This is a genomic window from Pectobacterium odoriferum (assembly GCF_009931295.1).
In the GTDB taxonomy this organism is placed as follows: Bacteria; Pseudomonadota; Gammaproteobacteria; order Enterobacterales; family Enterobacteriaceae; genus Pectobacterium; species Pectobacterium odoriferum.
In genome coordinates, this window is the sequence record NZ_CP034938.1 from 2,628,586 (window position 1) to 2,642,045 (window position 13,460).

Annotated in this window: 11 protein-coding genes and 2 pseudogenes; 12 read left to right on the forward strand and 1 reads right to left on the reverse strand. The window is 48.2% G+C overall.

Annotation, left to right across the window (positions count from 1 at the left end):
* Positions 1–107: 107 nt before the first annotated feature.
* On the forward strand, positions 108–773 hold the full coding sequence (gene hxpB / locus EO763_RS11675; RefSeq protein ID WP_161529045.1) for a hexitol phosphatase HxpB: 666 nt from the start codon (positions 108–110) through the stop codon (positions 771–773).
* A 107-nt stretch (positions 774–880) separates the two neighbouring features.
* On the opposite strand, the gene EO763_RS11680 is transcribed toward hxpB, so the two are convergent.
* Entirely contained in the window at positions 881–1,213 is a 333-nt protein-coding gene (locus EO763_RS11680) for a cupin domain-containing protein (protein ID WP_010275594.1), read from the reverse strand.
* Between the two features lie 308 nt (positions 1,214–1,521).
* On the opposite strand from EO763_RS11680, the pseudogene EO763_RS23600 reads away from it, so the two are divergent.
* From EO763_RS23600 to EO763_RS11735, 11 genes and pseudogenes are all read left to right on the forward strand, one after another.
* A pseudogene (locus EO763_RS23600) lies at positions 1,522–1,730 on the forward strand (5-dehydro-4-deoxy-D-glucuronate isomerase); the annotation flags it as partial.
* 83 nt (positions 1,731–1,813) lie between these two features.
* Positions 1,814–2,575, forward strand: coding sequence for a 2-dehydro-3-deoxy-D-gluconate 5-dehydrogenase KduD (gene kduD / locus EO763_RS11690; RefSeq protein ID WP_010299965.1), 762 nt, complete (start codon positions 1,814–1,816; stop codon positions 2,573–2,575).
* Positions 2,576–2,848: 273 nt separating this feature from the next.
* Positions 2,849–4,480, forward strand: coding sequence for a pectate disaccharide-lyase PelW (gene pelW / locus EO763_RS11695; protein WP_161529046.1), 1,632 nt, complete (start codon positions 2,849–2,851; stop codon positions 4,478–4,480).
* Between the two features lie 47 nt (positions 4,481–4,527).
* Positions 4,528–5,418: a carbohydrate ABC transporter permease gene (locus EO763_RS11700; protein WP_005968854.1), complete on the forward strand. Its 891-nt coding sequence runs from the start codon at positions 4,528–4,530 to the stop codon at positions 5,416–5,418.
* Positions 5,411–6,316, forward strand: a complete 906-nt coding sequence (locus EO763_RS11705; RefSeq protein ID WP_044207784.1) for a carbohydrate ABC transporter permease — start codon at positions 5,411–5,413, stop codon at positions 6,314–6,316. The genes EO763_RS11700 and EO763_RS11705 overlap by 8 nt, the downstream gene beginning before the upstream one ends.
* 13 nt (positions 6,317–6,329) lie before the next feature.
* Positions 6,330–7,457, forward strand: a complete 1,128-nt coding sequence (locus EO763_RS11710) for an ABC transporter ATP-binding protein (RefSeq protein ID WP_161529047.1) — start codon at positions 6,330–6,332, stop codon at positions 7,455–7,457.
* A 15-nt stretch (positions 7,458–7,472) separates the two neighbouring features.
* Positions 7,473–8,762, forward strand: coding sequence for an ABC transporter substrate-binding protein (locus EO763_RS11715; protein WP_103182977.1), 1,290 nt, complete (start codon positions 7,473–7,475; stop codon positions 8,760–8,762).
* A 247-nt stretch (positions 8,763–9,009) separates the two neighbouring features.
* Complete coding sequence (locus EO763_RS11720; protein WP_039472925.1) at positions 9,010–9,738, forward strand: oligogalacturonate-specific porin KdgM family protein; 729 nt, start codon at positions 9,010–9,012, stop codon at positions 9,736–9,738.
* Positions 9,739–10,080: 342 nt separating this feature from the next.
* Positions 10,081–11,034, forward strand: a complete 954-nt coding sequence (gene paeX / locus EO763_RS11725) for a pectin acetylesterase PaeX (protein ID WP_161529048.1) — start codon at positions 10,081–10,083, stop codon at positions 11,032–11,034.
* An 80-nt stretch (positions 11,035–11,114) separates the two neighbouring features.
* Positions 11,115–11,621, forward strand: a pseudogene (locus tag EO763_RS11730) (metal-dependent hydrolase); the annotation flags it as partial.
* Between the two features lie 365 nt (positions 11,622–11,986).
* A complete protein-coding gene (locus tag EO763_RS11735; RefSeq protein WP_039275127.1) occupies positions 11,987–13,381 on the forward strand; it encodes an L-cystine transporter in 1,395 nt (464 codons plus the stop codon).
* Positions 13,382–13,460 lie beyond the last annotated feature (79 nt).

A 13,460-nucleotide genomic window follows, 5' to 3' on the forward strand; every position in this document is an offset into this window, starting at 1 on the left:
GTCAACACTTTATCTCCCGCATAGCCAGAGTCGTACCCTGCAACTCGACTTATTAGGGTATAGTTTATCAGTAAATTTCCTTTTCCTTTGCTGACGGAGCCAGTGGTATGTCCTTTGATTCTTCTATACGAGCGGCGATTTTCGATATGGATGGGCTGCTGATTGATTCAGAACCGTTGTGGGACAAGGCCGAACTGGAGGTTATCGCCTCGCTTGGCGTAGACATTTCACTACGAGAATCCATGAAAGATACTTTGGGTTTACGCATCGATATGGTGGTCGAACTCTGGTATCAGCGTTCTCCCTGGGCGACACCTGCCCGAGACGAGGTTGTCCGCCGTATTATCGATCGCGCGATTGAACTCGTAGCCGAACAGCGTCCCCTCCTGCCCGGCGTCGAACATGCGCTGCAACTGTGTCGTGAACAGGATCTCAAAATTGGACTGGCTTCCGCTTCGCCGCTCCGCATGCAGCAGCAGGTGCTGCGCATGTTTAATCTGGAACACTACTTTGATGTCCTAATGTCAGCCGAGACACTGCCGTATAGCAAGCCTCATCCTGAGGTCTATTTGAATGCAGCAAACGGACTCGGCGTTCCTCCGACACACTGTGTGACGCTGGAAGATTCAGTGAACGGCATGATCGCAACCAAAGCGGCACGCATGCGTTCAATCGTTATTCCACAGGCTGAATTTCGCGATGACGCTCGCTGGGCGCTGGCAGACTATAAGCTGGATTCCCTGAATCAGCTGACTACTGAACATTTAATCTAGGAATTAGGAATAAAGAAGTAGAAGTAGAAGTAAAAGAAGAGAAAAGCAGACATCGTGGGATATGACGAAAGCGTGGCCAGTCTACTGGCTGACCACGCTTTGAAGCATTACAGGAAATCCGCTCGCTTAGGCGAGAAAGCATCGATCAGGACGCTGCCGTCTTCCAGCGAGACCACACCGTGCATCTCGTTTTTCACTGCCAGATAAGCATCGCCCGTTTTCAGGATACGTTTCTCACCTTCGATCACGACTTCAAAGCTGCCAGCGGCAACATAAGCAATCTGATCGTGAATCTCATGGAAGTGCGGCGTACCAATCGCACCTTTATCAAAGTGCACGTAAACCATCATCAGCTCATCGCTCCAGGTCATGATTTTACGTTTAATGCCACCGCCCAGCTCTTCCCACGGCGTTTCATCATCAATAAAGTATCTTCTCATCGTCATCTCTCCTCTAACGCTTTTATTGCCCATACCTTCGATTGCGTCAACAAACCGTGCACGACAACAAGGGTATGATTATGGATTGCGACATTTTAGCCACATCAGTACCAGAAGAAACATAAAATAAGCAAAACCATGACGGCCCTCAAGAAATAAATAAAACATTATTTCATTTTTATTGAATTCACATCCCATCCAAACTATCATCCCGCATAACAAGAAAGAACCGGGCAGGTTGAGGAATAGGTGACGTTGTCACTGCCACGCGACATCATCTGTTTCGCCCGGCGCTTTCACCAGAAACAGTAAGTAATGAAACGGCAGTTTTCCACATGGTGGGTTAGCAGCAGGAAGCCCATCATAGCGAATAAAAAACGAGCGGACGGTGATTGCACCGATCTGGTCGATGCATTCCGGTGTTGGCACCAGACGCTACACCTTTATCTGGGGCATGGTTGGCGAGAATCACGTTTTCGGTGACATGGATCACGTCAAGGTTAGCGAGTTACGTTAATCGCTTTCGACCGGAATTACCGGTGTTCCCTACAGTAACAGCTAACGACTAAGTATTTTGTCGCTTATAGAGAGATTACAGATATGATTTTAAATTCTTTTGATTTGCAAGGTAAAGTTGCTCTGATCACGGGTTGTGATACGGGTTTGGGTCAAGGCATGGCTATCGGTCTGGCACAAGCAGGTTGTGATATCGTCGGCGTCAACATCGTTGAACCGAAAGACACTATCGAAAAAGTCACCGCACTGGGACGTCGTTTCCTGAGCCTGACTGCCGACATGAGCAATGTCTCTGGTCATGCAGAGCTGGTAGAGAAAGCCGTTGCTGAATTTGGCCACGTTGACATTCTGGTTAACAACGCCGGTATCATCCGTCGTGAAGATGCGATCGATTTCAGTGAGAAAAACTGGGACGACGTAATGAACCTGAACATTAAGAGCGTTTTCTTTATGTCTCAGACCGTTGCTCGCCAGTTCATCAAGCAAGGTAAAGGCGGTAAGATCATCAACATCGCTTCTATGCTGTCCTTCCAGGGTGGTATCCGTGTACCTTCTTATACCGCATCAAAAAGCGCCGTTATGGGCGTAACCCGTCTGATGGCGAACGAGTGGGCAAAACACGGTATCAACGTCAACGCAATTGCTCCGGGGTATATGGCTACCAACAATACCCAGCAACTGCGCGCCGATGAAGAACGCAGCAAAGAAATTCTGGATCGTATCCCAGCTGGCCGTTGGGGTTTGCCACAGGATCTGATGGGCCCATCCGTCTTCCTGGCATCCAGCGCATCTGATTACATCAATGGTTACACGATTGCCGTTGATGGTGGCTGGCTGGCTCGCTAAGGGAAATCTTTCTTAGCGGCATTTCGCCAACCTACGATAAAAAGCACAATTTCGGTTGTGCTTTTTATTTGTTTTTCAAGTTGTTATTTCGTTTTTAATGATTCTTTCTCCTGCCAAAATCCTTTCTTAAAAAAAATCAAAACAACGTTCCGACTTTGATCACACTTTCGATATTGCGTGCATGACGGCAAGGTTAATAGCGCAATATAATCAATCAAAACAGTGTTTCTATTTATAAGGAACTGTTCACACGGTTCCATAAGAAGGTACTCCATGAGTATTTTTGAAAGCTTATACACCAGCAGGAAATCGCAGCTCGACGAATGGGTTGCAGCACTCGATAGCCACATTGCCTGCGTTCAGGATAAAGGCCGCAGCCAAAGTCAGCCGACGTTACTATTGGCTGACGGTTTTGATGTGGAAAATTATGCACCTGCGATGTGGCAATTCCCAGATGGGCATAGCGCACCTATTTCTAATTTTGCCAGCCAGCAAAATTGGCTAAGAACGCTATGCGCCATGAGCGTCGTTACAGGTAATGAGAGTTACCAGCAACACGCTATCGCACAAAGCGAATATTTCCTGGATCATTTCGTTGATGATAATAGCGGCCTGTTCTTCTGGGGCGGCCACCGCTTTATTAACTTGGATACGCTGGCAGGCGAAGGGCCAGAATCCAAAGCTCAGGTGCATGAATTAAAACACCACCTGCCCTATTACGCGTTGTTGCACCGTGTTAATGCGGAAAAGACGCTGAATTTCTTTCAGGGTTTCTGGAACGCACACGTTGAAGACTGGGATTCACTGGATCTGGGTCGTCATGGTGATTACAGCAAAAAACGCGATCCAAATGTTTTCCTGCATGCCCGCCATGATGTCGTCGATCCGGCACAGTGGCCTGTTCTGCCATTAACGAAGGGGTTAACTTTTGTTAATGCTGGCACAGACCTGATTTATGCCGCATTCAAATACGCAGAATATACGGGCGATAGTCACGCCGCGGCCTGGGGTAAGCATCTTTATCGCCAATACGTTTTGGCCCGCAACCCAGAAACTGGTATGCCTGTGTATCAGTTCAGTTCACCACAGCAGCGCCAGCCGGTGCCGGAAGACGATAACCAGACGCAGTCCTGGTTTGGCGATCGTGCTCAACGCCAGTTTGGCCCAGAGTTCGGTGAAATCGCGCGTGAAGCCAATGTGCTGTTCCGCGATATGCGCCCACTGCTGATTGATAACCCACTGGCAATGTTGGATATTCTCCGCACGCAGCCTGATGCAGAAATGCTGAACTGGGTTATTTCAGGGTTAAAAAATTACTATCAGTACGCCTACGATGTCACCAGCAATACACTGCGCCCGATGTGGAACAACGGCCAGGACATGACGGGCTACCGTTTTAAACGCGATGGCTATTATGGTAAAGCGGGTACGGAATTAAAACCGTTTGCATTAGAAGGTGATTATTTATTACCGCTGGTTCGTGCTTATCGTCTGAGCGGCGATGAGGACCTGTATGCTCTAGTTAACACCATGCTGACACGGCTGAACAAAGAAGAGATTCAGCACATCGCCAGCCCGGTACTTTTGTTAACCGTTATCGAACTGGCCGATCACAAACAATCAGAATCCTGGGCACATTACGCCGCACAGTTGGCTGGCGTTCTGTTTGAACAACATTTCCATCGTGGTTTGTTCGTTCGCTCCGCACAGCATCGTTATGTTCGTCTGGATGATACCTATCCGCTGGCTTTACTGACTTTCGTTGCCGCTTGTCGCAACAAATTAAACGATATCCCGCAGTATCTGACACAAGGTGGATATGTTCACGGGGATTTTCACGTTAATGGGGAAAATAGAATTGTTTATGACGTGGAATTAATTTATCCAGAGTTATTAACAGCTTAATTTTATGTTTTTTTTAATGGTTCACAATTAATCAATAGGTAAGCATTATGAATGAAAACAGAATGCTGGGGTTAGCCTATATCTCCCCCTATATTATAGGGCTGATAGTTTTTACCGCTTTCCCCTTTGTTTCGTCATTTATCCTCAGTTTTACTGAGTATGATTTGATCAATCCGCCTGAATTTACGGGGCTAGAAAACTATCACCGTATGTTCCTGGAAGATGATCTCTTTTGGAAATCCATGGGCGTCACCTTTGCCTATGTATTTCTGACCATTCCATTGAAATTAATCTTCGCATTGTTAATTGCGTTTGTACTTAATTTCAAATTACGTGGTATCGGTTTCTTCCGTACTGCTTACTATGTGCCTTCTATTCTGGGTAGCAGCGTGGCAATCGCCGTTCTGTGGCGTGCTCTGTTCGCTATCGATGGCTTGTTAAACAGCTTCCTCGGCGTGTTTGGCTTTGACGCCATCAACTGGCTGGGCGAGCCGTCGCTGGCACTGATGTCGGTAACGCTGTTGCGCGTATGGCAGTTCGGTTCCGCCATGGTTATCTTCCTGGCTGCATTGCAGAACGTTCCGCAATCTCAGTATGAAGCGGCTATGATCGACGGTGCATCTAAATGGCAAATGTTCCTGAAAGTAACGGTACCGCTGATTACGCCAGTTATTTTCTTTAACTTTATCATGCAGACCACTCAGGCATTCCAGGAGTTTACGGCACCTTACGTCATTACTGGCGGCGGTCCAACGCACTACACCTACCTGTTCTCGCTCTATATCTACGATACGGCGTTCAAGTATTTTGATATGGGCTACGGTGCGGCCTTGGCATGGGTTCTGTTCCTGGTTGTTGCGGTATTTGCGTCTATCTCCTTTAAGTCGTCGAAATACTGGGTGTTCTACTCCGCTGATAAAGGAGGAAAAAATGGCTGACATGCATTCAAACCTGACGACAGCACAAGAAATTGCTGCTGCAGAAGTACGCCGCACGCTGCGTAAAGAAAAAATCAGTGCCGCTATCCGTTACGTGGTTCTGCTGTTCGTTGGCTTGCTGATGCTTTATCCACTAGCGTGGATGTTCTCAGCATCGTTCAAACCGAACCATGAGATCTTCACCACGTTGGGTCTGTGGCCAGAACACGCCACCTGGGACGGTTTCGTTAACGGTTGGAAAACCGGTACGGAATACAATTTCGGTCACTACATGATTAACACGTTCCAGTATGTGATTCCGAAAGTGGTTCTGACCGTTATTTCCTCGGTGATTGTGGCTTATGGCTTCGCTCGCTTTGACATTCCGTGGAAGAACTTCTGGTTTGCTACGCTGATCACCACCATGCTGCTGCCAAGCACCGTACTGTTGATTCCGCAGTACCTCATGTTTCGTGAAATGGGCATGCTGAACAGCTATCTACCACTGTATTTACCGCTGGCGTTTGCAACACAAGGGTTCTTTGTGTTCATGCTGATCCAGTTCCTGCGTGGTGTGCCACGTGATATGGAAGAAGCTGCCCAGATTGATGGCTGTAACTCCTTCCAGGTGCTGTGGTATGTGGTCGTGCCGATTTTGAAACCAGCCATCATCTCTGTTGCGCTGTTCCAGTTCATGTGGTCAATGAACGACTTCATCGGTCCGCTGATTTATGTCTATAGCGTGGATAAGTATCCGATTGCGCTGGCGCTGAAAATGTCTATCGACGTTACTGAAGGCGCTCCGTGGAATGAAATTCTGGCAATGTCCAGCATCTCCATTCTGCCATCCATTATTGTTTTCTTCCTGGCACAGCGTTACTTCGTACAAGGCGTGACCAGCAGCGGAATTAAAGGTTAATAGAGGATTTATCATGGCTGAAGTTATTTTCAAAAAGTTGGAAAAAGTATACACCAACGGTTTCAAAGCGGTTCACGGCATCGACCTGACCATTAAAGACGGTGAATTCATGGTTATCGTCGGCCCGTCTGGCTGTGCGAAATCCACCACGCTGCGTATGCTGGCCGGTCTGGAAACCATTAGTGGCGGTGAAGTTCGCATCGGTGAACGCGTTGTTAACAATCTGGCGCCAAAAGAGCGTGGGATTGCCATGGTGTTCCAGAACTATGCCCTCTACCCTCACATGACGGTAAAAGAGAATCTGGCGTTTGGCCTGAAGCTGAGCAAACTGCCTAAAGAGCAAATTGAAGCGCAGGTCGCTGAAGCGTCCAAAATTCTGGAGTTGGAAGAACTGATGGATCGTCTGCCGCGCCAGCTGTCTGGTGGTCAGGCACAGCGTGTAGCCGTAGGCCGCGCCATCGTTAAAAAGCCAGATGTGTTCCTGTTTGACGAACCATTGTCTAACCTGGATGCGAAACTGCGTGCTTCGATGCGTATCCGTATTTCTGACCTGCATAAGCAGTTGAAGAAAAGCGGTAAAGCAGCAACAACGGTCTATGTTACCCACGATCAGACTGAAGCAATGACCATGGGCGACCGTATCTGCGTGATGAAACTCGGTCATATCATGCAGGTCGATACGCCGGATAACCTATACCACTTCCCTGTCAACATGTTCGTTGCTGGTTTCATTGGCTCACCAGAAATGAACATTAAACCGTGCAAACTGGTCGAGAAAGACGGTCAGATTGGCGTTGTGGTGGGTAATAACGCGCTGGTGTTAAACAGCCGGAAGCAAGACAAAGTCCGCAGCTATGTAGGACAAGACGTCTTCTTCGGTGTTCGCCCAGACTATGTTTCCGTGTCAGATACGCCATTTGAAGGCAGCCACTCACAAGGGGAGCTGGTTCGCGTAGAAAACATGGGTCACGAATTCTTTATGTACATTAAAGTCGATGGCTTTGAATTAACCAGCCGCATTCCTTATGACGAAGGTCGGCTGATTATCGAGAAGGGCCTGCATCGTCCGGTGTATTTCCAGTTCGATATGGAAAAATGCCATATTTTTGATGCAAAAACAGAAAAAAATATCTCTCTTTAACAGGAGTAGTAACCGATGAAAAAAGCGATCCTACACACGTTAATAGTTTCATCTCTGGCATTAGTGGCAATGCCTTCTTTCGCCGCTGATAATGTTGAATTGAGAATGTCCTGGTGGGGCGGCAACAGCCGTCACCAGCAGACGCTCAAAGCCATTGAAGAGTTCCATAAACAGCATCCGAACATCACGGTGAAAGCGGAATACACCGGATGGGATGGTCACCTGTCTCGTCTGACTACACAGATTGCCGGTAACACCGAGCCAGATGTGATGCAGACTAACTGGAACTGGCTACCGATTTTCTCTAAAAACGGTACTGGTTTTTATGACCTGAACAAAGTGAAAGATACTCTGGATCTGGCACAGTTCGATCCGAAAGAGCTGCAAAGCACCACGGTCGAAGGGAAACTGAACGGCATTCCAATTTCCGTTACTGCTCGCGTGTTCTACTTCAACACCGAAAGCTGGCAAAAAGCGGGTCTGGAATATCCGAAAACGTGGGACGAGCTGCTGAACGCCGGTAAAGTGTTCAAAGAAAAACTGGGCGACCAATACTACCCTATCGTGTTGGAACACCAGGATTCTCTGGCACTGCTGAACTCTTACATGGTTCAGAAATACAACATCCCTGCTATTGATGTAAAAAGTCAAAAATTCGCCTACACCGATGCGCAATGGGTTGAATTCTTTGGCATGTATAAGAAACTGATCGACGGCCATGTCATGCCTGATGCGAAATACTATGCCTCTTTCGGCAAGAGCAACATGTATGAGATGAAGCCATGGATCAACGGCGAGTGGTCTGGTACTTACATGTGGAACTCCACCATTACCAAGTACTCTGACAACCTGCAACCACCAGCAAAACTGGCATTGGGTAACTATCCGATGCTGCCTGGTGCGAAAGATGCTGGCTTGTTCTTCAAACCAGCACAGATGCTGTCTATCGGTAAGTCAACCAAGCATCCTAAAGAATCGGCTCAGTTGATCAACTTCCTGCTGAACAGCAAAGAAGGTGCTCAGGCTCTGGGTCTGGAACGTGGTGTGCCGTTGAGTAAAGCCGCTGTAGCTCAGTTGACTGCTGATGGCGTCATTAAAGATGATGCTCCAGCCGTTGCAGGGTTGAAACTGGCGCTGTCTCTGCCACATGACGTTGCCGTTTCCCCTTATTTCGACGACCCGCAAATCGTTTCTCTGTTTGGTGATACCATCCAGTCTATCGATTACGGTCAGAAATCTGTGGAAGACGCAGCGAAATACTTCCAGCGTCAATCAGAACGTATTCTGAAACGCGCAATGAAGTAATGTCGTACCCGATTTAAGCTGTAATTCATCCCTGCCGCACCGACGGCAGGGATTTTTCATTTAAATTAAAACAACTCCTATATTCAATTCGATCTCCCTCACAATTTGAAACCCCATTTTACTTTTTGTTACCCAAACCGATCTCGATCACAGAACGTAATTTAATAATAAATAGAATAGAACTTGTCCCAAAAAGCATAATGCGTGTTTTTTATTAGAGATATCCTAACCAATAGGGAATATAACAATGAAATTTAAATTACTAGCTCTGGCTGTTACGTCATTAATTAGTGTGAATGCAATGGCTGTAACGATCGATTACCGTCATGAAATGCAAGACACCGTCAAAAACGACCATAAAGATCGTCTTTCAATGTCTCACCGTTTCGCCAATGGTTTCGGTTTATCTGCTGAAGCTAAATGGAAGCAGTCTGGTTCAGATAACACACCAAATAAACCATTTAATGAAACTGTTAGTAACGGCACCGAAGTGGTTGCCAGCTATGTGTACAATTTCAACAAAACCTTTTCTCTGGAGCCAGGTTTCTCTTTAGATTCAAGCTCTGACTCCAACAACTACCGCCCTTATCTGCGCGGTAAAGTGAATATTACTGACGATCTGTCAACCTCTCTCCGCTACCGTCCTTACTATTTAAGAAAAAGCGGAAATACGAATAAAACAGGTGCCAGCAACTATACTCAAGAAACTGGTTACAACCTGACTGCAGTTGTTAGTTATAAATTCCTGAAAGATTACCAGATTGATTACGAACTGGACTACAAAAAAGCTAACAAAGCAGGACCGAGTGGTTTTCAAGCAGACAAAGAAAACTGGAAAATCGAACATGATGTCAAACTGGCTTATAAGTTAGATAAAAACTGGAAACCTTATATGGCTGTCGGTAACGTTGTCGGTGATAAAAACACCGACGAGCGTCAAACTCGTTACCGTGTTGGTGTGCAATACAGCTTCTAATAGCGGCCTTGTTATTTAAATAAGCGTTATTAGTTGGCAAAAGGGATGTTATTGTTAATTGATTCACTCAGCTTTAGCATCCCTTTATTATGATGTCCGTCGTAGATTAGCAGGTTAGTTACGTTTCGTTGTTACATGTGGTGTCGTTAAATGTAATTTAGCTACATGCGTTTTAGCTGTTGGAATTGCTGTGTCTGATTTACCCTCTTCGTGTATGAATGTTATTTCTTTATTAAAGTTTGCGGTTCAGGGTAGTCATTTTTTCTCCGATGTGATGGCTACCCTATTTTTTACCATCGCCCAACGATTTTCCCCCTTCTTCCCTTTGTCAGGTGATCTATCATGATTGTTCGTTCTCTGCTTGCCGGGGCCATTATGATGTCTGTAAATGGATTAAGTTACGCCCAACCTGTTTTTCCTGTCTGGCCACATGGCGAAGCGCCAGGTGCCGCTTCTTCAACGGTACAGCCGCAAGTGGTCGAGCGTAGCAAAGATCCCTCTCTTCCCGATCGGGCAGCAACCGGGATTCGCAGTCCCGAAATTACCGTTTATCCGGCAGAGAAGCCCAATGGTATGGCGTTACTCATTACGCCAGGTGGTTCTTATCAGCGCGTCGTGTTGGATAAGGAAGGCAGCGATCTGGCACCGTTCTTTAATCAACAGGGCTATACCCTTTTCGTGATGACCTATCGCATGCCCGGTGAAGGTCATAAAGAAGGTGCTGACGCCCCGTTAGCCGATGCCCAGCGAGCCATCAGAACCCTAAGAGCCAACGCCGAGAAATGGCACATTAACCCACAGCGCATCGGTATTATGGGATTCTCCGCCGGTGGTCATGTTGCTGCCAGCCTTGGAACCCGGTTCGCCCAGTCCGTTTACCCCGCGATGGATGCCATTGACAGCGTAAGCGCACGCCCTGACTTCATGGTGCTGATGTACCCTGTTATTTCGATGCAGGCAGATATTGCACACGCAGGCTCTCGAAAACAGTTAATCGGCGAACAGCCAACGGAAGCGCAGGTGCTGCGTTATTCTCCAGAGAAGCAGGTTACCGCTCAGACACCGCCCACGTTTCTGGTGCATGCCGTTGACGATCCGTCAGTGTCGGTTGATAACAGTCTGGTGATGTTCAGCGCGCTGCGGGAAAAACAGATTCCCGTCGAAATGCATCTCTTCGAGAAAGGGAAACACGGCTTCGGCCTGCGCGGCACCAAAGGGCTTCCCGCCGCGGCCTGGCCTCAGTTGCTGGACAATTGGCTGCGTGTTTTACCGGTAAGTAACGAACAGCCGAAATAAATCATTACGCCGTCACCGCTTCCGCAGGCAGAGATAATCTTTTATACTGTATAAAATAACAGTTTTATTTGAGAAGTTTCATGACTGCGGAAGGACACCTGCTGTTTTCTGTTGCCTGCGCAATTCTGGCTAAGAAAGTTGAGCTATCGCCAGCGCTGGCTACCGGAGACTGGTGGCACATTATTCCCGGTGCACTCCTTACCGCGCTGCTGCCCGATATTGATCACCCCAAATCCGTCCTCGGGCAGCGCCTGAAGTGGCTTTCTTCGCCAATTGCCCGCCTCTTTGGTCACCGTGGGTTTACGCACAGCCTCCTTGCTATCGCCGCCGGTATTTTCTTTATTCAGACGCGTCTGCCGCCAGACTGGCCGATTCCGACCGATGCCTACCATGCCATGATCGTCGGTTATCTGAGCCACATTCTCGCAGATATGCTGACACCCTCTGGCGTTCCTCTACTCTGGCCCTGTCGCTGGCGTTTCCGCTTGCCGATTTTAAACAGCCAAAAAGGCAATCAATTGGAACGCTTTCTGTGTCTTGCCTGTATCGGCTTTTCGCTGTATCAGCCACAAAAGAATCTGGATTGCTGCACCTATGAGCAGTCATTTCGCTTTTTACAGTCAGCGCAAACTTACCTCTTCCAATACGTGAAATAACCACGTTACCTGGCGTAATACCCTAAATAATTCGAGTTGCAGGAAGGCGGCAAGAGAAGGAATCCCGATGAGCTTACTCAGGTAAGTGATTCGGGTGAGTGAGCGTAGCCAACGTACATGCAACTTGAAGTATGACGGGTATAGACATATCTCTGTAACATGATGGAAAAAGACCTGCTATCCTGTGCGCGTTTGTTATTTTTCATCGCAAAAAATCACGCTACCTCCACCGATCTACGTTACCGCGCGAGATCGTAGGCAGCGTGGCACGACTCACTGATAGGGAGCAAAGCCGGATGAATTTTCCGCTACTCATAAATATTCTGCTATTTGTCGTATTACTGCTCGGATTAGGTTATGCCAGCCGTAACCCATCCTGGAGTCTGGCCAAGAAAGTGTTGCTGGGGTTGGTTGTCGGGGTGCTATTTGGCCTGGCACTGCATCTGATTTATGGTGGCGACAACCCGGTCGTTAAGCAGTCCATCTCATGGTTTAACATCGTAGGTAATGGCTATGTGCAGCTGTTGCAGATGATCGTCATGCCGCTGGTCTTTATCTCCATCCTCAATTCCGTTGCCAAACTGCATAACGCCTCGTCATTAGGGAAAATCAGCGTATTGACGCTGTCTACTCTACTGATCACCACGCTGATTTCTGCGTTGGTCGGCGTATTTGTAACTAACCTGTTTGGCCTGACGGCTACCGGATTGGTGCAAGGTGCGCAGGAAACCGCGCGATTAACAGCAATTGAAAGCAACTATGCAGGTAAAGTCGCTGACCTTAACGTGCCTCAGCTTATCCTGTCCTTCATCCCTAAAAATCCGTTTGCTGAGCTGACCGGCGCGAATCCGACGTCTATCATCAGCGTCGTTGTCTTTGCAGCCTTCCTTGGTGTAGCTGCGCTACAGCTGTTGAAAGATGACGCCGTCAAAGGCGAACGCGTTTTAACCGCCATTGATACACTGCAATCCTGGGTGATGAAGCTTGTTCGTCTGGTAATGAAATTAACGCCTTATGGTGTTATGGCGCTGATGACCAAAATGGTCGCCAGCTCTAACCTGCAAGACATCCTCAAGTTGGGCAGCTTCGTTGTCGCCTCCTATCTGGGGCTGGCGATTATGTTCGGCGTTCATGCGCTGATTCTGTCTTTCACAGGCATCAATCCGGCACGTTTTTATCGCAAAGTGTGGCCGGTACTGACGTTCGCGTTTACCAGCCGTTCCAGCGCGGCGACCATTCCACTCAGCATTGAGGCGCAAACGCGCCGCATTGGCGTACCGCAATCTATCGCCAGCTTTGCCGCGTCTTTTGGCACGACAATCGGTCAGAACGGCTGTGCGGGGCTCTACCCAGCGATGCTGGCCGTGATGGTCGCGCCAACAGTCGGCATCAACCCGCTGGATCCTGTCTGGATCGCAACGCTGGTCGGTATCGTCACCATCAGTTCTGCTGGCGTCGCCGGTGTCGGCGGTGGTGCCACCTTTGCCGCATTAATCGTTCTGCCCGCGATGGGGCTGCCGGTGACGCTTGTCGCGCTGCTCATCTCTATTGAGCCGCTTATCGATATGGGCCGTACCGCGCTTAACGTCAGCGGATCAATGACGGCAGGCACCGTCACCAGCCAGTTGATGAAGCAGACGGACAAAACGGTTTTCAACGCACAGGATGACGCTGAGTTGACGCACCGCTAAGTCACGCTTGCTGTACAAAAGAAAACGCCGACGGCTGATGCTGTCGGCGTTTTTTTATGACGCATTTCTAACAACGATA